The organism is Haloarcula nitratireducens, assembly GCF_019599505.1.
In genome coordinates this window covers 1-24,532 of the sequence record NZ_RKLT01000016.1, presented here as the reverse complement: position 1 = coordinate 24,532, position 24,532 = coordinate 1, and the positions used below count along the sequence as shown (strand labels likewise).

Annotated in this window: 20 protein-coding genes; 5 read left to right on the top strand and 15 right to left on the bottom strand. The window is 55.5% G+C overall.

What is annotated here, in order from left to right:
* Positions 1-292 precede the first annotated feature (292 nt).
* The 7 genes from EGH23_RS20295 to EGH23_RS20265 form a co-directional block, all read right to left on the bottom strand.
* Positions 293-769 carry a YbaK/EbsC family protein gene (locus EGH23_RS20295; protein ID WP_220581811.1) on the bottom strand — a complete coding sequence of 159 codons (477 nt, stop codon included), beginning with the start codon at positions 767-769 and terminating at the stop codon, positions 293-295.
* Between the two features lie 341 nt (positions 770-1,110).
* Positions 1,111-1,914: an ABC transporter permease gene (locus EGH23_RS20290; RefSeq protein WP_220581810.1), complete on the bottom strand. Its 804-nt coding sequence runs from the start codon at positions 1,912-1,914 to the stop codon at positions 1,111-1,113.
* Positions 1,904-2,812, bottom strand: coding sequence for an ABC transporter permease (locus EGH23_RS20285; protein ID WP_220581809.1), 909 nt, complete (start codon positions 2,810-2,812; stop codon positions 1,904-1,906). Before EGH23_RS20285 ends, EGH23_RS20290 begins: the two co-directional genes overlap by 11 nt.
* A gap of 3 nt (positions 2,813-2,815) precedes the next feature.
* Positions 2,816-4,027 (bottom strand): ABC transporter substrate-binding protein, encoded by a 1,212-nt coding sequence (locus EGH23_RS20280; RefSeq protein WP_220581808.1) that lies wholly within the window; start codon positions 4,025-4,027, stop codon positions 2,816-2,818.
* Between the two features lie 58 nt (positions 4,028-4,085).
* Entirely contained in the window at positions 4,086-5,615 is a 1,530-nt protein-coding gene (locus EGH23_RS20275) for an amidase (protein WP_220581807.1), read from the bottom strand.
* A 15-nt stretch (positions 5,616-5,630) separates the two neighbouring features.
* On the bottom strand, positions 5,631-6,743 hold the full coding sequence (locus EGH23_RS20270; RefSeq protein ID WP_220581806.1) for an ABC transporter ATP-binding protein: 1,113 nt from the start codon (positions 6,741-6,743) through the stop codon (positions 5,631-5,633).
* 69 nt (positions 6,744-6,812) lie between these two features.
* On the bottom strand, positions 6,813-8,318 hold the full coding sequence (locus EGH23_RS20265) for an amidase (protein WP_220581805.1): 1,506 nt from the start codon (positions 8,316-8,318) through the stop codon (positions 6,813-6,815).
* Positions 8,319-8,415: 97 nt separating this feature from the next.
* Between EGH23_RS20265 and EGH23_RS20260 the strand changes: the two genes are divergently transcribed.
* The 4 genes from EGH23_RS20260 to EGH23_RS20245 all read left to right on the top strand — a co-directional run bounded on the left by EGH23_RS20260 (position 8,416) and on the right by EGH23_RS20245 (position 17,502).
* On the top strand, positions 8,416-9,573 hold the full coding sequence (locus EGH23_RS20260; RefSeq protein ID WP_220581804.1) for a Cdc6/Cdc18 family protein: 1,158 nt from the start codon (positions 8,416-8,418) through the stop codon (positions 9,571-9,573).
* Between the two features lie 1,158 nt (positions 9,574-10,731).
* Positions 10,732-12,171 carry a lamin tail domain-containing protein gene (locus tag EGH23_RS20255; protein ID WP_220581803.1) on the top strand — a complete coding sequence of 480 codons (1,440 nt, stop codon included), beginning with the start codon at positions 10,732-10,734 and terminating at the stop codon, positions 12,169-12,171.
* The gene (locus tag EGH23_RS20250; RefSeq protein WP_220581802.1) at positions 12,168-12,449 is read left to right on the top strand and encodes a DUF3006 domain-containing protein; all 282 of its coding nucleotides are present in this window, start codon (positions 12,168-12,170) and stop codon (positions 12,447-12,449) included. Before EGH23_RS20255 ends, EGH23_RS20250 begins: the two co-directional genes overlap by 4 nt.
* 562 nt (positions 12,450-13,011) lie before the next feature.
* The gene (locus tag EGH23_RS20245; protein WP_220581801.1) at positions 13,012-17,502 is read left to right on the top strand and encodes a S8 family serine peptidase; all 4,491 of its coding nucleotides are present in this window, start codon (positions 13,012-13,014) and stop codon (positions 17,500-17,502) included.
* 144 nt (positions 17,503-17,646) lie between these two features.
* Here EGH23_RS20245 and EGH23_RS27100 read toward each other — a convergent pair whose 3' ends face one another.
* Positions 17,647-17,886, bottom strand: a complete 240-nt coding sequence (locus EGH23_RS27100; protein WP_328766624.1) for a TRAM domain-containing protein — start codon at positions 17,884-17,886, stop codon at positions 17,647-17,649.
* A 221-nt stretch (positions 17,887-18,107) separates the two neighbouring features.
* Entirely contained in the window at positions 18,108-19,088 is a 981-nt protein-coding gene (locus tag EGH23_RS20235; RefSeq protein WP_220581799.1) for a hypothetical protein, read from the bottom strand.
* 239 nt (positions 19,089-19,327) lie between these two features.
* Here EGH23_RS20235 and EGH23_RS20230 point away from each other — a divergent pair, with 239 nt between their 5' ends.
* Entirely contained in the window at positions 19,328-19,591 is a 264-nt protein-coding gene (locus tag EGH23_RS20230; RefSeq protein WP_220581798.1) for a HalOD1 output domain-containing protein, read from the top strand.
* Positions 19,592-19,680: 89 nt separating this feature from the next.
* Here EGH23_RS20230 and EGH23_RS20225 read toward each other — a convergent pair whose 3' ends face one another.
* The 6 genes from EGH23_RS20225 to EGH23_RS20200 all read right to left on the bottom strand — a co-directional run bounded on the left by EGH23_RS20225 (position 19,681) and on the right by EGH23_RS20200 (position 24,250).
* Positions 19,681-20,499 carry a hypothetical protein gene (locus tag EGH23_RS20225; protein ID WP_220581797.1) on the bottom strand — a complete coding sequence of 273 codons (819 nt, stop codon included), beginning with the start codon at positions 20,497-20,499 and terminating at the stop codon, positions 19,681-19,683.
* Between the two features lie 113 nt (positions 20,500-20,612).
* Positions 20,613-21,041, bottom strand: a complete 429-nt coding sequence (gene hepT, locus EGH23_RS20220; protein ID WP_220581796.1) for a type VII toxin-antitoxin system HepT family RNase toxin — start codon at positions 21,039-21,041, stop codon at positions 20,613-20,615.
* Positions 21,034-21,465 (bottom strand): nucleotidyltransferase domain-containing protein, encoded by a 432-nt coding sequence (locus tag EGH23_RS20215; RefSeq protein ID WP_236044976.1) that lies wholly within the window; start codon positions 21,463-21,465, stop codon positions 21,034-21,036. Before EGH23_RS20215 ends, hepT begins: the two co-directional genes overlap by 8 nt.
* 133 nt (positions 21,466-21,598) lie before the next feature.
* Entirely contained in the window at positions 21,599-22,855 is a 1,257-nt protein-coding gene (locus tag EGH23_RS20210; protein ID WP_220581795.1) for an RNA-guided endonuclease TnpB family protein, read from the bottom strand.
* Complete coding sequence (gene tnpA, locus EGH23_RS20205) at positions 22,852-23,241, bottom strand: IS200/IS605 family transposase (protein WP_220581794.1); 390 nt, start codon at positions 23,239-23,241, stop codon at positions 22,852-22,854. Before tnpA ends, EGH23_RS20210 begins: the two co-directional genes overlap by 4 nt.
* Positions 23,242-23,611: 370 nt before the next feature.
* On the bottom strand, positions 23,612-24,250 hold the full coding sequence (locus EGH23_RS20200; protein ID WP_220581793.1) for a hypothetical protein: 639 nt from the start codon (positions 24,248-24,250) through the stop codon (positions 23,612-23,614).
* Positions 24,251-24,532 lie beyond the last annotated feature (282 nt).

Genomic DNA, 24,532 nt, shown 5'->3' with positions numbered 1-24,532 from the left:
ACCATTCGGGACTACCGTTCCCAGCATCTCTCCATTCTTCACAGCCGCCCAGCGGCGGCTGCTGCCGCTGCACACGAAAACATGGAAAACCCCTCTTCCAGCCAATCCGTCAGTCCCACACTGTCTCCACACCAGTTTTCGGTACTTGCTCCCGGCCGTCAGCCCCCATGTTGTTCACCGGAAACCTGGTGTTTCTAACCCACTGCCTACCCAACTCGCGGTCGCGGCTTGAGACCCCACCCATAGGTAGCCGACACAGCTGCTATCGACACTCTTGGTGGTGTTCCGGAGCCTACTCGGCGACGTCCAGTACCGCTGCCTCCGACAGCTCTCGAACTCGAGACGGTGCAATCGGAAAGACCGCCTTGGGTGTGCCGGCCGCCGCCCAGACGGTGTCGAACTCCGTCAAAGTCTCATCAAACAGGACGGGAACCGCGGTGTCGTGACAGAACGGTGGCACGCCGCCAATTGACCACCCAATCCGGTTTTTGACCCGCCCAGCGTCGGCCATCGACACCGGCCCCTCCGGGACGCCAAAATGGGCGGCAACCTTCGACTCACTCACGCGGTTGGCACCACTGGTTACGACCACCACGAGGTCATCGTCAACGGACAACACGATACTGCTGGCAATCTGGGCGAGCTCGCAACCAACTGCATCGGCTGCGTCGGCGGCCGTCTTCGTTCCTTCAGGAAACTCGTGGGCATCGATCTCGATGCCGTACTGCTCGCGGGCTCGATCGACGAACCGCTCGGCACTCGGGTGCATACCTGCCCTAGCAGTTCTCCAAACAAAAACTCCTCCGGAGTCGCCGTATAGGCACCTGACGTCGCCCCTTCGTTCTGAATGTAACATCCGAGACCGATATCGTTCTGCCGAAAGAGAGCTAGCGAAATCCTGTGTCATCGGACCGCGTTATAGTATCGAAATCTATAGATTGGAAATAGAATATACGAAGTAATCGCCAAATCGTCCAATATTAGTGATTTAAATCGGATATAGCAGATTTGAATGGCAAAGTAGCAAATAAGACAGATGAATCTGCACAATACAAGATGTGCTGAGCGAAGAACGCTAAGTATTTGAAGTGTAGTTATATAAGTAAATTATTAGAGCTGCCGAGCAAGCCGGTTCAGTCCGATCGAAAACGCGGACAGAAGGAGTACAACGACGACGAGCGTGATGAGCAGTGTCGAGATTACGTTGACGATCGGATCTAGCATCTGGCTGATAGCGGTCCACGCGAGGACAGGAATAGTACGCGTCTCCTGGCCGGAGAGGAACAGGGCCATGACAAATTCTTGGAGGCTGATGATGAACGCGATAAGGGCAGAGGCGAAGAGGCCCTGTTTGATCTGCGGGAAAATCACCTCGAACTTAGTTCGGAGAGGCGAGGCGCCAAGGTCAAGCGCCGCATCCTGCAGTCCCCAGTTCACCTGTGTCATCACGGACTGAATGATGAGAAACGAGATCGGCGTCGCCCAGAGTGCGTGGGCTACGATGATGCTCCCGTAGGTCTGATGGAGGTTGTAACTCCCAAAGAACGACAGCAAGGCGACTCCAAGTACAACCGGTGGTAAGAAGAGCGGCATCAACGTCAGCGGAATCAGCCGCGAGATCCACACTGAATCGCTCTCTCGAACTCCGAAGGCGGCCAGGAGTGACAGCGTCGTCGAGAGAAGAATCGTTCCCGTCCCAACGATGACGCTGTTTTTGACCGCAGTGAGCCATGTCTGGCTCTGCACGAACTCGGCGTACCACTGAAGGCTGAACCCTTGGGGCGGGAACTGGAACGAGGAGGACGCAGCGAAGGAGGTCGTGATTAACACGACTAACGGAGCAATGAGGAGTAAGAACATTGCCCCGTACCCGAGCCGGAATGCCGCCGTCTGAACCCTTTGTCTACGTACCATAGGCATCACCCAAATTGTCGTCCGAGACGAAGAAGAGGAGGCTCACGGACGCGAGCACGACGAGGAGGACCACAAACGAAAGTGCCGTTGCCAGCGGCCAATTGAACCGAGTGACCATCAGGCGGTACACTTCCATCGCTGCGGTATCCTGTCTGGTTGACCCAAGGAGGAACGGCGCGGCATAGGCTCCAAAGGACCAAGCGAAACTGATCACGGCGCCGACGAGAATCCCGGAGGTAATCTGCGGGAGAACGATTTCTCGGAACGAGACGAGTTCAGTCGCACCGAGGTCACGAGCAGCTTCAACCTTGGCCCAGTCTAAGATTGAGAGAACGCTATAAATCGACAAAACAGTGTACGGGAAGATCGTGTACACCTGCCCGACCGTCGCGCCGAAGAGGTTCGTCACGAGCAAAACGGGCTGTCGCAATACCTTGATGGCGACCAGCAACTGATTGAGTGGACCGTTCGGTGAGAGAATAATTAGGATAGAGAAGAGCCGAACTACAAGCGTCGTAAGTAGTGTCACCACGACGATAAACAGGAGCGCGTTCTTCAGTATGCCGTCTGCCCGCCAAATGGCGTACGCGAAGAAGACACTCAGGACCGTCGCGATGGTGGTAACCAGAATCGCGAATTTGAACGAGAAAAACAAGATGTCCTGGAAGTGGCTCGAGAAGAGTACTTCCTGATAATTTGCTAGCGTGAGCGTCCCCGCGACGTAGGCTCCCGACGTGGTCTGCTCGAGGAGCGAGACGCGAACGAGCATAATCAGTGGCACGACGAAGAACGCCAGCTCGAAGACTACTAGTGGCGCGACGAGCAACTCCGGACGGTATACTCGCTCTCGAAGCGTTTCCAGCACAGTGGGGGCACTCGTTTGTTCGGTAGCTCCCATACGTTATCCCTTGATCTCTTGGAACTTGCTCGAGAACATCGAGGAGTACTCGCTTAGTTTGGTGAAGTCAGCGATACTGACTTGTTTCCATTCCGAATTGCTGCTGGGATACTGACTTTTCGTCTGTTCTGGGTACGTCGCCTCTTTGTTGGTCGTGAAGACGTAACCGGTCTTCGCCCACTCCGATTGAACCGCCGGATCGATCATATGGTTGAGGAAGTCATGAGCCATTTGTGTTTTCTCGGATCCCCGGACTGGACAGTAGTGATCAAGGTAGCCAGCAGTCTTATCCGGGGTCACGAATCCGAGTTGCTCCTGCTGGGACGCGGCGGCATTGCCCATCCCGGAGTACCACATCGAGAAGTTGATGATACCCTGTTTGAGGCTTGTTTCAATCTCGGCGAACGATCCGGTCCAGAGCTCCACGTTTTGACCGAACTCTCGGAGCCGATCAAGAACCGCTTGGTGAGACTGCTCGTCGTAGAGTTCCTGAATTCCGGTTTTATTATCAAGCGAGACGGCCGCCACTTCCATCGGGTAGATGTACCAGGCCCCTTCGAACCCGATTCGGTCGGTTCCCTGTTTATCAGAGAGCAGGTCGGTCCACGTGGTTGGTTCCCAGCCAACATTGGTGTTATAGACGATTCCTTCCAGCGATCCGTCCGTCGGGACTCCGTACTTCGTTCCACGGAGGTCCTTCAGGTACGAGTACACGTTATCCAGGTTCGAGATTTTGGAGGTATCGATCTCTTGGAAGAGGTTCTCGTTACGACCCTGCCAATAGAAGAACCCTTCCGCGGCTGCGATATCATACGGGGGATTATCCTCCGGCGCGCTCTGGATTTCGGTTAAGATACTCCCGCCGGCGGGAGCAACTTCAACGTTCGCACCGGTCCGTTCCTCGAACATCCGCGCGACGGACTTTTCGAATGCCTCCGCATAGATGCCTGCCCACGTCGCGACAGTGAGGGTGTTTCCGGAGTAATCGGGGTATTCACCGCTCGTGGTTGTTGCGTCGCCGGATCCTTGCGACCCCTCAGTTGTTTCGTCGGTTGCGTTCCCTTCTTCTCCGCCCTGTGACGGTCCACCTCCAACACAGCCGGCCAGCGCCGTCGCAGAAAGGCCAGCCGTAGCGGCGAGAACTTTTCTGCGGTTAACGCGGTCACTCGATCCGTCCGTACGCTTTGACTCAGAGACCGTGCTACTATTCCGCATAGTCCGTGAATTGTAGCTATCGTTAAAATATTTTGGGGTGCCAATCATTTATAGTGGCTCACAATTGGGGAGTCTCGGTAGCCGTTTCCTGTAACGCGGCTGCGGTCTTCAACAGGGTTTGTTCATCGTAATGGTCTGCGATGAGTAATACGCCAACGGGAACGCCGTCAATGGATCCGTAGGGAATGGAAATCGAGGGGTGTTTCGTAAGCGACGATGTCGCGGTATTCCGACAGAGCGTAATCGTCCGACGTGTGCGCTCTACCTCCGGAATATCGTCTCTGCGTTCAAAAGGCAGGATGGGCATCGTCGGTAATGCTAAGACGTCGACGGTTGACAATAGTTCATCGAATTCGCGTTTGAGTCGAAAGCGGAGGTTCTGAGCCCGACCGTACGTTGCGCCGCCGTGCCGGTCGGCCAGGTGCTGCATCGCTATCAGTGTCGCTTTCCCCTCCTCAGAGAGTCCGTCAGCGCAAGTGCTGCGGCGCTCTGCGAACGCGGTCATCAGGTCAGTGTCGTACCATCCATCGTGATGCACACCCTGACCCCCGTTCGTGAAGGCTTGGAGTGCACCATATGCCCAAATAGTGAACCCAATCGAGACGGCGTCGTGGTGGAGAGGGACAGAGACAGCTGTCGTCTCGGCACCGAGACGCTCGTAGGTGTCCACCGCGTCTTGAACTGCCTCAACGACTCGGTCGTCCGTGGCGTCCCCCTCAAACCCCTCGTTCAGGACACCGATTTCCAGATCTCCCACGTTGTCGTCGAGTGTAGCGGTGTAGTCGCTTGTCTGTACGGCAGGTCCTTGTCTTGGGTCGAGGCCGTCGACTCCGGCAATCACGTCTAAGACTTCAGCAACCTCCCGAACGGTTCGAGCCATCGGCCCAACGCTATCGATCGTCGGGTCCATTGGAAAGATACCAGTGTACGGGACGAGCCCCGTTGTCGGATCGAGCCCGATGATCCCACAGCAAGCCGCCGGTACACGAATCGAAGCGCCCTGATCACAGCCGAGTGCAACGTCGACTTCCTCGCCCGCGACGGCGGCGGCGCTTCCGCTGGAAGAGCCACCGGCGATACGCATCGGAGCCGCGGGATTAGTGACGGCTCCGAAATCAGAGGTCTCACTTGATGCAGAGAACGCGAAGTTCTCCATATTGCACTTGCCCGTTATTCGTGCACCAGCCGCGAGCAACCGGCTCACGACGGTCGCATCTATTTCGGGTGTGTATCCTTCAAGCAGACTTGATCCACACGTCATTTCAACGCCAGCGAGCGCGATGCTATCTTTCAGCCCGATGGTAGTCCCATCAAGGGGGCCGCTGACATCGGCTGCGACGTCACACCGCGTAATCCACGCGTTGTGTGGGTTCTCGCTTTTATCTGGTTGGTAGCTCGACCGGTCCGTCCCAAACTGGCGTTGGGTTGGTGGAAGCGACGGCGATTCCAGTTCGTGAACTTGCTCCAATTCGTCGAGTGACTCCTCGACCACAGTCCGATAGTATTCCATATCGGCGGTCGAGATGTCGAGAGCCAGTTGATTTGCTATCTCACGAAGGTCGTCTGCAGGTGGAAGTTCGAATGTCATAGCAGGAACGATATGTTACCCCTCAAGTTTCTTTCCGTCAGCGCGGAAAAGTAGTACGTCGTCGGTATCCCACTGAAGTTGAACGCTATCTCCCGTTGAGAATTCGAGTCGGTCGCCGACGTGGCGCTCGACGAACAGAGATGTTCCTGAAACCGACACCGAGTAACGGATGGTTGAGCCCTGATATAGGATATCTTCGAGCGTTCCCCTGACTGTGTGGCCGCCATCAGTTGCTGCCACGGGCGTCGCCTGCTGGTCGTCTGACGGCGAAAGCGTCAGAAACTCTGGGCGGAGCGAGAGGTGAATCGTGTCACCTGGAGCGACAGCCGTCTCTCCTGAGAGTGGTATTGAAACACCGAATCCGGTCTTTACCCGTAGCTCTCCGCCAGAGTCCGACACCTGTCCCTCGACAAAGTTCGTATCGCCGAGGAACTCCTCGGTGAAACGGTTCGTCGGGTTCTGATAGACCGCCATCGGATCGCCCACTTGGACGAGTTGGCCATTGTTCATAATGCCGATTCGATCGGCAAGCGTGAAGGCTTCATCTTGGTTGTGAGTGACGTAGATGAACGTTTTATCGAACTCCTCGTGGATTTCCTTGAGATGGATCTCCATCTGTTCCCGGAGTCGCTTGTCCAGATTTGAGAGTGGTTCATCCAGAAGGAGTACTGATGGATCAACAGCAAGAGACCGAGCAAGTGCGACCCGCTGTTTTTGTCCGCCCGAGAGATCGGTTGGGTCATGCGAACCATAGCCACTCATCTCAACTCGTTCTAGGAGTTCCTCGGCTCGTTCATGTCTCTCTTCGGTTCCGATGTCGCTCATCTTGAGCCCGAAGGCTACGTTTTCAAGAACGGATTTGTGAGGAAACAGTTCCCAGTTCTGGAAGACAATCGAGGTGTCTCTGTCGTATGGCGGAACGTTAGTGATGTCTTCGCCATTGAGTCTGACCGTTCCCTCGGTCGGCATTTCTAGGCCGCCGATCATCCGTAGCGTTGTGGACTTGCCACAGCCGCTTGGGCCGAGCAGACAAAGGAGCTCTCCATCCTCGACTGTCGTAGAGACGCCGCTTACCGCCTCTAAGTCGCCATAGTGCTTGCTGATACCGTCGAGTTCTATCTGTGCCATCTATTGATAATGTCCTACTGTTATGATTGTTAAATGTTTCCCCGGTATCCAGTGCCGTTCACGTCACCACTACGAAGAGTGGCGTTCGTAGGCGTCCGCGATTGACAGGATTGTCGACTCGTCGAACTGCGATCCGACCAACATCATCCCGATGGGAAGCCCGTCAACCGTTCCACAGGGTACTGTGAGCGTGGGGTGACCGGTAACCGCGAACGGGCACGTGTTCTTGTTCGGTGGGAACGTTCGGATAATCCGCTCAATTCGGTCCAATTCCGGATTCACTCCAAGCGGCTTCCCGGGCGTCGTCGGCAGTATGAACGCGTCCACCTCTTCGAGGGCATCGTCATAGCGGCGAGTGATGGACTGACCAATGTTTTTGGCCTTTCCGTAGAGGGCGTTGTGCCGCTGATCGATATATTCCATCGCCAAGAGGGTCGCCTTGACCATTGGCGGGAGCGTGTCTACAGCAGCTCGACACTTCGAGAAGATACGTTTGAGGTCAGTGTCGTACCAGCCGTCGTGTTGAGGAACCTGTCCTGCTTGCTTGAATACATGCAGACTCCCGTATCCCCAGATCAGCCACGCAACCGCCGGGGCGCGGTTGTGGATTGGAACGGAAAGCCGCTTTACTTCGACTCCGAGGCTCTCTAGCAGTTCGACGGCGGAGTCAACAGCATCTGTCACTGCGGCTTTGCTCTCGGGATGATCGAATCCCTCCTCAAGCAGAGCGACCGTCATTCCGGAGACGTCTTTCCCGAGAGCCTCGGTGTATGATTCTGTCCTGAGATCCGAGGGCTGTCGAGCGTCCAATCCGTCCCGGCCGGCGATTACGTCGAGTGTGACCGCAACATCCGCTACGCGCTGGGCCATTGGGCCAACATGGTCGATAGTCCGCTCAATAGGAAAGATGCCTGTATAGGGCACCAGACCGGTCGTGGGACGGAGGCCGACGACGCCACAGTTGGCCGCTGGGACGCAGATAGATCCGCCCTGATCACACCCTAATGCAATATCGATTTCGTCCGCAGCGAGCGCGGCTGCACAGCCACTCGAAGAGCCGCCGGCGAGATACGCTTTGTCGGCAGGATTTCGAACTGCACCGAAATCGGACAAATCACCAGACGACGAAAACCCGAAGCTGTCCATATTGTTCTTCCCGACAATCGTCGCACCTTCGTCAAGGAGCCGATGCACGACGGTTGCCGTGATGCTAGGGACGTACCCCTTGAGGAACGTCGATCCGCACGTCATCTCGACACCAGCGAGTGCGATATTATCCTTGAGACCAACACGTGCATCCGAGAGCACTCCCTCGTCGGCACCTATCACCTCTGTCCGTGAAATCCATGCATTGTAGGGGTCTTCATCCTCGGTGGGACGACGGCCCGAATCGGAGCGAGCGTACCGTTTCTCTTCAGGCGGAGCCGCCGGCTCGGCCATTTTGCGGATTTCATCGTAGTCCGCAAGCGTTGTCTCTATCAAGTGTGCGTAATCTTCCGCTTCAGCGGGGGTAACGCTCATCCCGAGATCTTCTGCGAGCGTGGCGATTGTTTCCGCAGTGGGATCATGTGCCATATTTGCCAGTCTTTCCCAAGGCGCATTAATTTTGGGCGTGTTAGAAGGGTTCCGAAGACGCAATGGTTTTTTGGTAAAGGCGGCTGTATAAGTGCGTATGTCCCTATTTGATGCCAATACGGAAATTTACAGAAGACGGGGTGGACTTCCTGCCGAGGAAGTCGACGCAGCGATCGAACGGAAACAGGAGTATGAGGAGCTGAAAACAGCATTACAACAGACTGTTGCCGAAGGTGAGGAAATCTCTTTCGTGGTCGGACCGGAAGGATCCGGGAAGACCACGCTAGTCCGCCGCGGACTTGACGAAATCGGCGACCGAGAGAACTTCACAACCATCATCATCGACTGTGCGTCGGCAGAGACGCTCTATCGGACACTCGTTCGGACGGTCAACGAGTTTCGGTCTGACGAGAACACTCTCTCCGAAACGGGGTACACGTTCGACCGCGTTCGGATGACGCTCGAGACGGAAATTGCGTCGCGAGCAGAGCCGACGGTACTGGTATTCGACAGTATTGATGCACTCGACAGCGTCGATGCACTCGGAGAACTGGCTCGCCAAAATAACACGGGTGTCGTCGGTATCGCAGACGATGCGAAGATGGCGGACCAACTCGGCGGGGATGCATGGCCGGCCCACTCAGTGGTGGGATTTCACCAGTACACCATGGCTGAGCTCCGAAGTCTACTTGAAGAGTGGACCGAGACTTCGCTATCGAATCAGCCGATCGCGCCGGAGGTTATCCCCCTCTGTGCCGCATATGGTAGCGAACGCGACGGTGACGCACAGTATGCCCTTCAACTGCTCCGTGAAGGGACCGCCATCGCGAGTAATGAACGGGCCGACCGGGTCCGTGGCCGTCACATTCAATCAGCTAAAGAATCGACTGAGCGTGTGGAGATTGAGGAACGCATCAGCAAGCTTGATACACAGAGCCGTCTGGTGCTGTACTCGCTACTCGAATTGGGCGCTGGGGGAGAACTTCCTGTGAGGACTGCACGCGTGTACGAGGAATATTCGTCGACACTTAGTAGTACAGCAGGTCTTGAGACAGAACCACGAAGCAAACGTCGCATTCAAGAGCGGCTAAATAGGCTAATCGATACTGAACTCGTAGAATACACCGCTCACAATGAGGGACGGGGCAATGGGGCCTACAGAGAGTATGATCTCGCCCGAGACCGAGAGATTCTCAGGTCAGTGTTAGCTGATAAGTTGCAAGCTGGCAGCCCATCTGTCTCAGGGTTGTTCTGATGGAGGTCATCGTACATCCGGATAGAATCGCTGTACCGTACGAAGTCCTCTAAACAAGTATATAGATTACCGTGAGAGCGTCCACTTTGATTAGTACGTATAGTGTAGAATTTGACTACCCCATCATCTGTTTCCTTAGTTCTAGTCCAAATATTGTGATAAGCAGTTCTAACGGGGTAGATCGGCGATTGAGGTACCATCATTTGTTATTCCTATCTGGATGGTAAGCCTCCAGCCCTCGCTCTAATGGTTTTAGTATTGATATTTTGAGTTCATAAGATGGCGAAAAAGATAACAAGCGTACGTTTGTTCTCACTGGATAGCGAAGACGGCTTTTCGAATCGATCTCGACTGGTATACTGGTGACGGGTTGATAGTTGCTTGAAGCGGCACAGTGAACCGCCTCGGGGTCAAGCCCCGAGGCACTCGGCCTGCTCCGCCTGTAGAAAATTAATCCAGCCGTGATGGCCTCACTACACGGCTGAAGCCGTAGGCTCTCATCTATCTCTTCTGTAATCTGTTGGCCAGACAAAAGTTTCGATTGTCAGTACGGAGATACCTTGCTGCCTTCCGCATAGCGTCATATCCATACCTCGACTATGCACGAGAAGGTACACTTGGCGAATATTTCCTACAAAATCCCATACTGCATCCCCACATACGACCGTATCGAACTATTTTTGCACGAAGTATCGGATAATACCGGGACTTGGTATCTATATCATCTATTTGCCATCCCTATAGTGGTATAATAGGTAAATACAGTTACTACCCGTAAAATTTGTATACAGAATATGAGTGGGCTAACCCAATCGTTCTATTGACTTCCTCCGCGTGAGCGCGGAGGAACATACTTGCTTCATTTGTAAAAGTTGGTGTTTAATCGAGGTGGAATATCCGGACCTGCTATTGATGGTGGACTGTGCAATGGGTTGTCGGATTCATCCCGCGCCTAAAGGCGCGGGTATTCTCCTTGCTCTTTATAACATTTCAAGTCGTCAGGGTCCGTATTGTTCAGCAATTTCGACTTCGATCTGGTTGTTCCAATCCCACTGTTCGGGTACTCAGTCACCATGACATTGGTACATCCCAACAGGGGTACGACTCACCAAGCAAAGCCCACCATTATCTTGTGGCTTGCTGACGTACGAACAGCTAATGGACCGGTCGTCACTACTCTTTCCCCTCCTCGTTGCGCTCTTGCTCGTACTCGCTGGATGTACTGGCCCTGCAGAAACCACCGCCACACCAGGATCCACCAACGGCGCATCTACAACCACTCCCTCACCAACCGAGCTCGACACAACAACCACTACAACGCCCACAGCCAACGGCACCCTCGAAGTCCACGCCATCAACGTGGGTCAGTCGACGAGTACCCTCATCGTCGGTCCGACTGGCGAAACAATGCTAATCGACTCGGGTGATTTCACTGATGATGGGGAATACGTGCTCCAGTATCTGCAGCGCCACAACATCACACGCATCGATCATTTCGTCGTCACTCATGCCGACGCGGACCACATCGGCGGCAACGCGGCGATCATCAACTACTACGAGACCAAAGCTAACGGCATCGGCGCGATTTACGACCCTGGGATCGCTGCCAGCACACAAACGTACGAAGAGTACCTCGACGCTGTCGAGACACACAACGTCCCCCTATACGAAACCAGAGAGGGCGATTTGATTCCCTTCGACGGCATCTCCCTGCAGGTCATGGGGCCGCCTGAACCCTATCTCGATAACGAAGCGCGCAACGAGAACAGCATCGTTCTGAAACTCACCTACGGCCAGACCAGTTTCCTATTGCCCGGTGACGGAGAAGCCGATCAAGAACAGTACCTCGTCGAGAACTACGGCTCGCAACTCCAGTCGACGGTTCTCTTAGCGGGCCACCACGGCAGTGCCAGCAGCTCGAATCCCGCCTTCCTCGATGCCGTCCAGCCGAAGGTGGCACTCATCTCCAGCGCCTACGATTCGCGCTATGACCATCCCAACACAGAAACGCTCGAACGGCTGGCTGCCCGAAATATTACGACGTACTGGACGGCCACCCACGGCGATATGGTGTTCCGGAGCGATGGCCAAACTGTGACGGTGCGCACCCAACAGGCTGCGCCGACCAAGCCGCTCGCACTCCGAGAGGGCAATCCCATCGCTCCCGGCGCGACCCAGCCCCTAGAAACCAGAGCCCGCGTTACTGCCAGCGGTGAGACCCAGTCAGCGACGCCCATCACGACAGACGGCGGAACGACGACCTCGCCATCGTTATCGCTCGCAGACGTCCATGCAGACGCTGAGGGCGACGACAGATCCAATCTTAACGACGAATACATCGTGCTTCGCAACGACGGCCAGACGGCAATCGACATGTCCGGTTGGACGGTTGCCGACGAGGCTGGCCACAGCTACACGATTCCCGAGGGCATGACGCTTGAAGCCGGGTCGACAATCACGCTCCACACCGGGAGTGGCCAGAATACGGCGACAGACCTCTACTGGAACGCTGGCAGTCCAGTCTGGAACAACGGTGGCGATACAGTTATCGTCACGACAGCCAGCGGCGAGCGCATTCTCGAGGAGTCCTACGCATGATCCCCGATGGTACCTACACGGCGGTCGTTGATCGCATCGAAGACGAACTCGCGACGCTCGAAGTCCAGGGCGACGATGAACGGTATAGCCTGGTCATCGATGAGACAACACTCCCGGCCGATGCTCGACATGCCGATGCGATTGTCGAACTAGAACTCGAAGATGACGAACCAGTCGAAATCGTCTATCAGGAACAGGAGACGGTAAAACGAAAAGATGAAGCGCAGAATCGGTTTGATCGACTCTCCAAGCGTAGGTCCAAAGACGATGACGAGTAGTATTCACCAGAGACTGGGAATCATATTCTGACGAGAGTGGCGTGTCAGTGTGTGGCCACTCAAGTGCTGAGCACGGGTCACACGGGTACCAAGACAGCGAGTAGGTAATTCGTCACTCGCGCGAATAGCCACGGCCAAGTAGCTCTTCTAAAATTAGCTCAGAACACCAGAGAATCGCTAGTACAGCCTCAAAAATGAGAATATCGGTAGAATTCATCATAAGATACTGCTGGCTCCAAAACACTTCTTCCCAGATGATATTCCAATCTATACCTATACGCAATCAAAACACTTTACTTAGTTCCCTAATCTGTCTCAGCTGTGATAGCTGTAGTTCGAAAATTGGGGAGTTGGGGAAGAAGTGCATCACTTCTTGCTCTATCTCGAAGTGTCAGTCTTCCGATTGTGAGAAATCGTGCAGTCTCAACAATTGAAATATCGCGGCTGAGCGGGTTACCGGCGAGGAAATTCGTTACTTGCACCACTTGCCGAAAGCACCTGAGTAGCCGACAAACACCACGGGGCGACCAAAGTTTCCGGCCAGACGTGGGGAGTGCGTAAGATGCGGCGAGTACTTGCTCTCTCGTTAGCGGTTTGTCTCCTCTTCTCGGTAGTCACGCCCGTACTCGGGACCGCCGTCGCCCCTGACTCGGGAACCCTGCCAGGCGATTCAGCGACCAAGATAGGTACATCAGAAGTCGTGCTGAGCAGTGCTGGCAATCAGGGCGCACAGATAACCACAGAAGGGCCGGTCAATATCTCGTCGACGTCCCACACTAATCAGTCTGCGAAAATCAGCTCCGAATTGGCGAGTGAGCTTACCTCCGCCAATAATTCCGGCCAGATGTCAACAGATCGTGTGAAATTCATACAAGTGGTCGTCCGTGCAACCTCGGGCAAAGGGCCAGCTGCCGCCCACCTTGTCGCTAATCAGGGTGGGGAGGTACAGGTTCGCTCTGGCGATTTCATTCAGGCAACAGTTCCCATTGCAGCTGTGGAACATCTTGCAGAGAGCAAATCTATCGTTCGTATTCGACGACCAATCCAGCCTCAAACAACCAGTGGTCAGGGGAGTACCACCAGTGAAGGATTAGATAACATGAACGTGCCACAGGTCCACGACCAAGGCATTACTGGCGAGAACACCACTGTCGTCGTTCTAGACAGTGGGTTCAATCTGAACAATCCAGAAGTGGCTGGCCACGTCGTTAATTACTACGAACCCGGGGGTACATTCACTAACACAAGCAATAGCCATGGGACCGCAACCGCAGAGCTTGTTATCGATACGGCCCCCAATGTTTCAATTATTGCGATTGACGTGGATACTGGTGTCGAGTGGCGAAAAGCAGTCAAATACATCAATCAGAATACCTCTGCTGATGTAGTGTCATCTTCACTGAGCTGGTATGGGTTACGAACTGATGGGCGGTCGTTTATGGATCGGGGTGTTAACCGTACTGTTGAGAATGGCACACTCTGGGTGACCTCGGCAGGCAACGAGGCGAGTGGAAACCACTGGAGTGGCACGTGGAAAGACGGGAACGCCAATAATTGGCACAACTTTACGAATGCTGACGAAGATCTATATATTGGAACACCTACCAGTGTCAATATCTGGGCAACATGGGATGACTGGGAAACGGGAACAGAGGACTACGATTTCTATCTTGCTGACAGCACAGGTACTATTGTCGCTAGTTCGACGAACCGTCAAGATAGGGGATATCCGCCCCGTGAACACATTCAGGCGACATCGCTTTCCGGCTCTCGTCATCTCTTCTTACTCATCAATAAAGCCGATGCCGGTGGTGATTCGACGTTCAATCTGTTCTTCAAAGGAGGAGCTGCACCTGAATATTCGACCAAAGAAATGAGCGTCTCAGTCCCAGCAACGGGGCCAAACGCAATCGCTGTCGGTGCGATAAATGAAGCAGATGGAACACTCGCGCCATACTCGTCTCGTGGCCCAACAATCGACGGGCGCATGAAACCCGATGTTGTCGCGCCAAGTACTGTTTCCACGTCTGCCTTAGGAACGTTCTCGGGTACCTCTGCTGCGACCCCACAGGCTGCAGGCGTCGCGACGTTACTAGCCAGTGCAAACGAGTTAATCACCACCGACCAGCTCACGAAAGCCCTCACAGCCCAAACGAAATCAGTGCGAGAAAGTGAGCCAAATAATCAGACAGGTTACGGACTGCTTGATGCTCAAGCAGCACTCAATGCGGCTAGCAGTGAGGACCTGACACACCCCACTGCTAGTGAAGCAACTCTTATCGACCAAACAGATGACGATGGTACGCTGGATGGTGGCGACACCGCTACGATCTCGGTGACAACGACAGATGCTGGTAGTGGTGTACAGACTGTCGTAGCGAACGGGTCTACACTCGGTGTTGACAACGTGACGTTGACCGACGAAGACGGCGACGATATCTATCAATCGACTATTACTGTTGATGCGTCCGCTGCAGCCACGAACGGAACATATACCGTTCCGATTACTGTCATGGACCAAGCTGGGAATACTGCTACTACAGAGACAGGGACGTATGACCTCGTCATCACTGACCGTACTGCACCAACACTCACAGATGCCACCGCGGTAGATGTCACCGATGAGAATGCCGAAGTTGATGGTGGCGAGAAAATCCATCTTACCGTCGGTGTCAGCGATGCAGACTCTACACTCCGGCAGGTGACTGCAAATGCCTCGCAGTTTGGTGCTGGTAGTGTCATACTCACCGATGGTGATACCGACGGTGTTTACAATGGGACATTCACCGTTGATGCAGCTGCGGCCGCTCAAAACGGCACATACAGTATCCCAATTGCGGCGACCGACGAGGCTGGAAACACGGGGACGATACAGACGAATCAATTGGAGATTGCCATTACCGATCGGACAATTCCCAATATCACAGGCTTCTCGACACGAGTCGTTGATACACGATCACTCTATACGACGTTCGAGTCTAACGAGTCGCTCTCAAATATCTCCGTCCGCATAACGAATGCCGAAGGAGAGACCGTTCAGACGCTACGCAAAGCACAGTTCGGAACCCACCAAGGGTCGCACTTCAATACCACCGAGATAGCCACGCCCGGCCAGTACACTGTCACGCTCGTTGCGGCTAACGACTCTGTAGCTAATAACGGTGCCACTGGGCAGAACACGACGGTGACGCTGGTGACAGACACCGTCTCCGTTACACACGTTGGCGGACCCAAACCTACCGACATGGCGAATCTCACCACCAATGTCTATCTCACACAAGGTGACGGTGGGCTGCTACAAGTTCAGCTACGTGATGAGACTGCACGCGGACTCGGTAATCGATCCGATCTGTCGGAGTTGGGCGTCACATCAAATACGACGCTTGCAGTCAACGTTACTGTACAAGACTGGACGCCGCGTCTGATTCTTGGGTCCGGCCGGAACGCAACTTGGACGACAACACCCGTGGGACCCAACACGACGGCAATCAATATTACCACACAGCCAGCGAACGTCCAGTACAACGAATCGAAGATGCGGAGTGACCAACCGTGGGCTGAAAACGAACATGCGGACATCAGTGCTGAGGCAGCGGTCGATATGGCTGTCAGCGATCTGAGTTCATTCGACGACAGTCGTCGCGATCAGTTCACGGGAACGATGCTGATGACTGACGCCCAGGCGTTTGGGATGCCCCTGTACGATACCCGAACTGACACGCTTAGTCTCCATGTCGGTGCCCCACACTACAACGTCAATGGCACACAAAATCGCGGGTTCTTCGATGCAGCCCTCCCTAATAGCGTTCTGACTCGATGGGGTGTCTCTGACCCGCAGAATCTTACTGTGACGGCTATGGGCAATACGACGACACCGGCGACCTCTACGGTGACTGCTACTGGCGTCCGTCTCACAATGCCAATCCACTATTCGGAAGGTGATGTTACGTTGTCGCCTGTAGATACGACGGCACCAACGATCGATGCAGCAACGATAACTGATAAGACCGATGGCGATGGCGAAGTCAGCGACGGTAATCAGATTGGTATCTCGGCGAGAGTTGTCGACCCCGAGTCCGATGTGACGACAGTGACGGCCAATGGATCAGCCTTTGGTGCGGGTAATGTCTCACTCACCGACCCAGATGGAGATGGGACCTATACCGGCTCGCTCGTCGTCACAGGGAGTAATATCGAAACCGATGGCTCGTACTCCATCTCGGTGACGGCAATGAACGGTGCTGAGATATCGGCCACAACCACAACCAACAGTCTCTCTGTGACTGGGATCGAAAGCAATGGTGGCGGTTCGAGCGCCCCAGCGCCCGCCCCCGCACCGGCACCTGCTCCTGCGCCGACGCCGACTCCAACGCCAACAAACACTACAGGCCAAGATACTGGCGAAACGGCTACTCAGACAAATGTGACCGTGACTGACGTCAAAGCAAATACAGCGGTTGATATCCCGATCTCGAATACGACCAATACTACCGTTGGGGCAGTCCACCAAATCTCGATTACAGCAGAAAACTCGACAGAGCGGCTAAGTGTGTCGGTCTCTACGCCATCCAATGAGACAGCAGGGCTTCCTCCGATTGAAACCGCCTCAACAATGGCTGTCTTTTGGGCCAATGTCAGCGGCCTCACTGAGTCAGATATTTCCTCAGCGACCATTCGGCTCTCGGCACCGCAGTCGCAGTTCGACAACGAGACTGACTCAGAGAATATGACGGTTTATCGCTACCACGATGGGCACTGGCAGCCGCTGAATACCATATACGTCGGAGATGGTATTTATGAGGCAGAAACACCGGGATTCTCGGCGTTCGCTATCGGAAAGCCACTCCCCGTTGGGATGTCGACTGATACATCGGCAAGCACATCCACAGAGACACCTACTACGGTGGAGACGGCTCCGACAGACGCTGCTGCAACTACGTCCACTGAGAAAGTCGTCACAACTGATGGGAGTGGTCCAGGCTTCACGGTTTCCCTCTCCATTGTAGCGTTACTTGGAGCAGCACTCCTAGCGACCCGCCGTTCGGCCTCCTGATTGACTGCAGCGAGTAAAACTCGTATCACAGTCACCCTTTCCCGGTTCTAATCAACAGCAGTTATTTCGACAAGTCTGAGACGCCCTTATCAGGTACTCGCTATGGGATGCCGATAGAAAGCTATATTTCGGTCAGAGGGTCACTCAGTCGTAGTAACTAATTCGCTCGGTGACCTCAGCAAAGGCCACGTTCTCCGTCACCGTCTGGATCTCGACGGCGACGCGTTCGCCGAGTTCCGTATCGGGGACGATCACAACATACCCTCGCTCAACTCGGGCCACCCCATCGCCCTGTTCACCGATATCCTCGATTTCGACTCGTCGCGTCTCCCCCTCCTCAACGGGCGGTCCCTGAGCCTGCCCATTCGCTGATAGAGAGTCCACACTGCTTCGGTGTGTATGTGACTCAGTCGGGAACAACGCGATCCGATACGTCCCACCGGCCTCTAACTCACCAATTTGAATCTCGTCGGCAGGCACATCGATCACGAACGATTCACCATCTTTCTCGATCTCAGCAGAGAACAGACATTGTAGTTGTGGCGGAATTTTCATTTATACGGACAGCCTCGTTCTCAGAGACGTCGTCGGCCGTCTATTTGAGTCTATTCCCACGGATAGCGCTCGTGGCGCTCGTAGTAGTCCGTAATCTGCTGGTCGAATTCGCGTTCGTGGGGCAACGGTTCAACGGCGTGGACATCCTCGTATGAGACATCGTCGGGCAGCCACTCACGCGGTCGCTCCTCTCCGGACTCACTCGACTCCTCTTCCAGATCGAGAAACCGTGGGTGGTCGCAGACGTCACACGTCCAGATTTCCCGTCCGGTCACTGGGGCCGAATCGAAACCATCCCGGCCAGCGTACGAGTGTGGTGCCGGCTCCTGACACTCAACGCAGTAGTAGCGGTGCTCCAGGCTAGCCGGATCGCCGACGGAATACTCTTGGACGATGCCGGGCACCAGCCAGTACTCCCCTTCACTCTCCTCAATCCGCGTTGCCAGTGCTTCGAACTGGCTGTACTCGGTCAGGCCGTCACCGTCCTCAACGAACACCCGTGGCTCGGTATCCGGGCGTTCCCAGTCGGTCTGCTCGTCGGCGACGTCCAAGAGTGTCTGCCCGACAGAGCGGTCGGCCCGGATGATATCTGGCAGGAACGGCCATCCATCGGTCAGTTGCGAGGCTGGTTCGGCATCGAAGGCTGCTCGACACTTGACTGTTGCATGGGTAGCTTCAGTGCCGGTCGCTAGGTCGTCACTGACAGCAAAGGCCGCAGAGCCGACTGCTTGGGCGTGGTATCTGGTATTCCCCTTGACGACGGCGAGGACGACGCGACCGAACGACCACTCGTCGACTGCCTGCTCGTTCTTGACCGTCGGGTCGATAAGAGATTCTCCCGCACAGAACGGGCATTGTACTTCTGCTTCGGGAGACGGCTTCGAACAGATCGAACACTGGGTGGAGTCAGCACCGTCAGGGGTCCGGTAGTTCCCCGGGAGGTCCTCGGTATCGTCAGCGTCGGCATGCGGGTCTGTGCTAACGCTCCCGTGGATATCTGCCGGGTCGAAGCCGGGATTCCGATCGGTCACACGCATGAATGTTCTCGTCTTCATTTATAAACGCCAGTCCACTGCGATGCTGTAGAAAACAGATCGATAGGAGTGGGTGCGAAGGGGACTTCCTCCCACTATCTGAATCACAACAACAGCAGTTCAGCCGCGCAAGAATTGGCGTCTCTATACTCATCGTCACTGCTACGGGTTGGAAAGTTGTTTATTTTACATATGTCTGGCAAATGTTTATGTATTGTCTGATGGTCAGCGGGAGTATGGGAGAAACAAGTGGGGGTCTCTCTGAACGAATCGTCCAACGGATAGCGACAACTACCAACAGCGATGTAACCGAGTTGCCGCCACTGCACGATAGTATTAACCCGGATGCTCTAGAGACGACCGTTGAAGAGATGTCTGGTGGTGCCATCTCATTCAGATACGCGGGACACGAGGTAACGGTCGTTCAAGACGGCACAATCAGTCTCGAAGAACAACCGACCGGCACTACCGCCGCGGAAATCGCTATGAGCGACGATTGATCCGGGATTGCTCCATCAACCGCTGATTCAACATGTCTTTTATTGGCCGTATCGCTGTGAGAGTATACTCAAGAACATTGTAGGCAGTCTTACTCACCAAGCGGCGTGACATCGAACGTCTGGAGATGGGACCGCAGGCGAGCGTAGGCTCCATCACCATTCCCGGACGTTACACAGAATCGGTTCGGCCGGACAGCACGTGGGTTGCCACCCGCGTCGATCCAACGCTCCATCGTGAACTCCTGTGCGTCGAGTTCATCCTTACCGATTTGAAACACTGTTGCGACCACGGGCGTTCCGTGGTTCTTGGCTCGATAGGCGGCCTCGACCGCCTCATGGCCAGCGTCAAACCGCGTCCAGCCCTCGAACGTTGCCGGCGGGTCCGTAGCGAACGTCTCGATTGCCCGGCACTCTTTCGTCGCTTCGACGGCACTGCGCCACGCCTGCTCGATATCGTCGAACTGCGCCTGCTCGATGCCCTCCAAAGTCTCCATTTCGAGACAATCGGCTGCCCACGCCAGCACGGTTTTGGCCTTCTTCACTCGCTCGTCGGGCTCTCCATTCAGACAGCCGAAATTCCGCTCTCGAGGCAAGAGAGCGAACACCATCTGCCGCCAATAGCCCGGATCGGCCGCTCGATACTCGTCACGGTCCGGTGCCCACTCAACCATAGATTGTCGGATTTCTTCATGGTGGCCGAAACCAGTACGATGTCCATCGGTAGAGAGCACCCGTTCGGCAAGGTCAATTGTCCGTTCAGTTTCGTCGGCGGGCACTTCCTCAGGACGGTCGATGTTGACGTAGTACGGCAGGCCGTACTCGGCCATGATGACTCGGTCGATATCGGGGCCGATGGGCGCTTCATCGAGAAAGGTCGGTTCGACTCCGTCAGCTAGTTCGGCGTGCATCTGTAGAATGCCTCCACCCGCTGGAGGCCGCACAAAATTGACGAACAACAGGCTCAACGATATCCGTCAGTAGGCGAGGAGAGTATCAGCCTTGGCGGATACACAACATAGCGTCAAGCGTTATCGCGGAACCACTGCGCGACTTGGCGGCTATAGGAATCGTATACGGAGAGTCCAGTCTGAAGCGTTTCGTACACCGCAGCAGCGTCGACGTGTCCGTATTCGTGGGCGAGGACGTTCCGGAAGCCGACTGCGGTGACGAGCGTCGTCATCGTCTCCTCGTCGATAACGTCCGCTTGATGCAGCACGCGGATCGCTTCCTTGGCACTACTCCCGTCGAAGCCGAAATCCTGAGTCGCAATGTGGTTGGCGAGATCGGAACACGCCTGAATCGCGTTTTCGAACATCCGTTCGACCGCACGCTGCTCGGTCGTACTCTCTAGAAACTCGCTGCGAGACAACGTTGCTTGCTTTTCTGCGAGCTCGCCGTGGTACTGTTCGATCTGTTCGAGTTTGACCGAGACCACCCGCTCATCAGCCACGCAGTCCGTCCTCCGCGATGCGGTCGATGACATCTCGCTGGTGGCGACGAATGTCGTCACGCTGGTCAGCGAATGCTGCCTCGATATCCGTTTTGAACTGCTCGAACATCTGCTCGTCACCGCAGACCAACGTCCCGTTGACCGCGTCGTGTGCGACATCGAGAGGCAGCGCTTCAATGTCCGAAAGGTCGACAAAGGGAGTATCCGCTTGCTGGAGGTCTCCCGAGAAGAAACACACCTTTTCGAACCGTTCGCGGTCGGACAGGTCGTCCACGAACTTGACGGCAAGGTCGAGATCGGACGACGGCGTCGGCTCCCCCGTGACCTGTGATCCGAACGCGACCACGAACTCGACAGCCGAGTCAGGGCAGACTGACTCCGTAACAGCGTCGAGAACCATGGAACTCTCCTCACTCGTGGTCATATATAACACGACGCCGTATCGTCACAAAAGAATTCCGCCGCACCGGCAAACTGGTTGGAGTTTGACCACCTCCTCCGCGTAAACGCGGAGGAATCCCACCATGGGATTTCAGGCCGGGTGTGGCCTGTTGGTTTCAAGACGCATACGTTCCAAGCGTCTCCTGCTGGGTTTCAGCATCGGCTTGGCTGTCTTGTGGCCCGGTCAAAGAGGCCCCATCCGTAGCCGAGTCATCGTCACCGGCCTTCTGCCGGAAAGTCCGGTCATTTTGGCGGTGACTCTCTCCACTACGGTAGCGATCGGCAATGTTTATCGCCCCATTCATGTCGGCCTGGTACTCACCGAGCCAGCAGTCGTCGTTCGAGCAGCGGAACGTCGCCTGTCGTGGCCGGTAACCGTGGTCATCGCACGCGTGGCACGCTTTCGACGTGTTGCGCGGATTCACCGCCTCGACTGGAATCCCCCTCTCAGCGGCTTTGTAGCGAATCTGCGCGTGGAGCTTCGCAAAGCCCCACCCGTGCAACCGTCGATTCATATACTCGCCGTAGTCCATCGACTCCCGTATGTATGTCAAGTCTTCGAGAACCAGCACCGGGTTCTCAACGGACTCGGCGTACTCTATGACTTCGCGAGTAACGCGGTGGAACACATCGTCGATTCGGTTCCACAAGTCGTCGCCAAAGGACTGTGCGATTCGTTCACTGCCACGCTTTTGAAGCCGCCTTGTAGCGGTGAAGTAGGTTTTGCGGAGCCGACGGACAGTCTTGCCCTCGTCGGCCCACAGTTTGGGGCGAATAGGAGAACCGCGCTCGTCGCGGTGACACACCGTGACGAGTGACGCTTCCCCGATATCCACTCCAATAGGTGTTCGCTCGTTGGCAGACATCTCGGACTGTTCTGCCACCTCGCGGGTAGCGGTGACGTGGAGAAACCACGTTCCCTCGCGCTCGAATAGTCGGCTTTCGCCCATTTCGGCGTCGCCAGCGTACAATGCTTCCAGCCAGTCCCGCTGTTTGGGATTCGGTTGGGCTGGCAGCCAGAGGCAGTAGTCCTCGTGGTGTGGGATCTTGACATACCACTCGATAGCGTTCTCGGGCTTGTGATCCAGCTGTAAACCTTCGTTGGTGAACCGAACGGGATGACCCTCAGACAGCTCGTCCGCGTTGTACGTCGTCGTGAGTTGTGGGACGTACTGCTTGAGCGCGTTTTTCGCGTAGCCGCTTAGATCATAGTTGACTACTATGTCATTCGCGTCAGTCTGTGTGGTACAGCCGGCATCGAAGGCATCTTGGAGGGCTTGTTGATAGGCATCCCGTGTTTCACGGAGTTTCCGGCGCTTGTGGGCATTCGGGTCCACAAGTTTGAGTTCCAGCGTCTTCGTGAGTTCGGTCACGAACCGCCCTCCTTGTGCTGTTGGATGTAGTTCTGGATTGTCTCACTGGAGACCTGTCCCGCCGTCCCTGCGTAGTAGCCTCGTGCCCAGCCGATTTTCTCGTCGTCGTGGTCGGCGTAGCGGTGGTTGTACTTCCGCGAACTGATACCCTTGAACCAGTTGGCGAGGAGTGCCGGCTCGTTCTTCGGCGGGCTACTGACGAATAGGTGAACGTGGTCGGGCTGAACGGTAAGGTCGAGGATTTCGACGCCTTTGTCGTCGGCGATCTCGTGGAGGATGGGACGCATACGGCTGGCGACCTCGCCTTCGAGTGCCGGTTGGCGGTACTTCGGCACCCACACTATGTGGTAGTTGAGGTTGTAAGTCGCGTGCCGTGTGGTCTTCATCCGTAGTGTACACTATAGGACTATAGAGTGTTAATACTGGTGGTGAATCGGTGGGAAATCCAGTACTAGCGGGACTCGTGGTTGATGCACTATGCCTATCGCTTGACCTCCGCCTGAAGACGGAGGTATGCGCTATCAGTTTGTATCAATGCAGAGTGGCTACTCCCGGGATCACGCTTGTGTGATAGTTCGAGTGAACCCGCCAGAAAACATTTACCGAGTAACAATCAATTACATGATGCGGATACGGTCCCAGCAGATGACGTTGACCATTCGTCGCCTCACTGTGTAAAACGGGGCGACACCGCCCTCACTGGGAGTGTTCACTCCCATGGGCCTCCCTTCGAACGTGACACTACCGAATCGTGAGCTACACGGCATCAATCTGCTGAAGCCGCTGGAACCACGTCCGAAGCGTCTTCGCCGAGATATCCACCGCATCACTGAGCGTCGTCTGGTCATCCGGACAACTACACGTCTCTTCGAGGACGTCTACCTCGTAGACGCTGTCTGATGCCGACTGCACCTCGTACCGACCGGGCTTTTGCAAAAAGGAAACGTCGATAGCCTCGCGTTTCGCTCGCTTCGTTCGTGGGTCGTCATCGGACTCCATTGCGAGCGGGCCGCTGCTTGACCGAGTGACATGGCCGCTGTCGGCTGTGGCCTGTGTGACACCGCCGTCGGGAACTGCCCGTGTTGGGTCAGCATCGACGTGCAACCCGAACTGGTCGTCAAGTGCATCCTGATTCGCCCACTCGGGAATTGGCCGCTCGCCGATGACGAACTCGACCCGACGGCGGTGCGTACAGGTGACAGATGGTCGATGGGAATCGTCGGGACATTCACAGCGTCCCTCAGCCATATCGACCAGATACTCCGAGCCCGACGAAGAAACGACCAGATACAGCCCTGGTGCGTTCCGGACTCGTCCGACCGAGTCCAGTACGGACATCACTTCGGTCAGCGCAGCGACTGTCCGGTCATCGACGGCGGCATGGTTACTGGCCATCGGCGACCTCCAGGACAGCAACGGTAGTCGTGAGCGATGCTTCAAACTAGGTAGCGAGGCGGATTCCCCGCCCCACCGTGGGCGGGGAGGAAGCCGACACCCGCTGCCACCAACCACGAACTATTAAGTACCACATCCTTCTATTGAAAGACGTGGCGGACGACTACCTGAGACGCACCGCAATCACCCGCCCTATCCTCTCCGACGAGCAGAAGCAACTGCTCGACGCCACCATCAACGAGTGGCAAACTGCCTGCACCATCAGCAGCCAGATTGGATGGG

Excerpts from the sequence above, each read along its gene's own strand:
- EGH23_RS20280 (WP_220581808.1), bottom strand. The coding sequence starts at position 4,027 with ATGCGGAATAGTAGCACGGTCTCTGAGTCAAAGCGTACGGACGGATCG.
- EGH23_RS20295 (WP_220581811.1), bottom strand. The coding sequence starts at position 769 with ATGCACCCGAGTGCCGAGCGGTTCGTCGATCGAGCCCGCGAGCAGTAC.
- tnpA (WP_220581794.1), bottom strand. The coding sequence starts at position 23,241 with ATGAAGACCACACGGCACGCGACTTACAACCTCAACTACCACATAGTG.
- EGH23_RS20290 (WP_220581810.1), bottom strand. The coding sequence starts at position 1,914 with ATGGTACGTAGACAAAGGGTTCAGACGGCGGCATTCCGGCTCGGGTAC.
- EGH23_RS20285 (WP_220581809.1), bottom strand. The coding sequence starts at position 2,812 with ATGGGAGCTACCGAACAAACGAGTGCCCCCACTGTGCTGGAAACGCTT.
- EGH23_RS20225 (WP_220581797.1), bottom strand. The coding sequence starts at position 20,499 with ATGCACGCCGAACTAGCTGACGGAGTCGAACCGACCTTTCTCGATGAA.
- EGH23_RS20270 (WP_220581806.1), bottom strand. The coding sequence starts at position 6,743 with ATGGCACAGATAGAACTCGACGGTATCAGCAAGCACTATGGCGACTTA.
- EGH23_RS20255 (WP_220581803.1), top strand. The coding sequence starts at position 10,732 with ATGGACCGGTCGTCACTACTCTTTCCCCTCCTCGTTGCGCTCTTGCTC.
- EGH23_RS20260 (WP_220581804.1), top strand. The coding sequence starts at position 8,416 with ATGTCCCTATTTGATGCCAATACGGAAATTTACAGAAGACGGGGTGGA.
- EGH23_RS20215 (WP_236044976.1), bottom strand. The coding sequence starts at position 21,465 with ATGACCACGAGTGAGGAGAGTTCCATGGTTCTCGACGCTGTTACGGAG.
- EGH23_RS20245 (WP_220581801.1), top strand. The coding sequence starts at position 13,012 with ATGCGGCGAGTACTTGCTCTCTCGTTAGCGGTTTGTCTCCTCTTCTCG.
- EGH23_RS20250 (WP_220581802.1), top strand. The coding sequence starts at position 12,168 with ATGATCCCCGATGGTACCTACACGGCGGTCGTTGATCGCATCGAAGAC.
- EGH23_RS20230 (WP_220581798.1), top strand. The coding sequence starts at position 19,328 with ATGGGAGAAACAAGTGGGGGTCTCTCTGAACGAATCGTCCAACGGATA.
- EGH23_RS20265 (WP_220581805.1), bottom strand. The coding sequence starts at position 8,318 with ATGGCACATGATCCCACTGCGGAAACAATCGCCACGCTCGCAGAAGAT.
- EGH23_RS20275 (WP_220581807.1), bottom strand. The coding sequence starts at position 5,615 with ATGACATTCGAACTTCCACCTGCAGACGACCTTCGTGAGATAGCAAAT.
- EGH23_RS20200 (WP_220581793.1), bottom strand. The coding sequence starts at position 24,250 with ATGGCCAGTAACCATGCCGCCGTCGATGACCGGACAGTCGCTGCGCTG.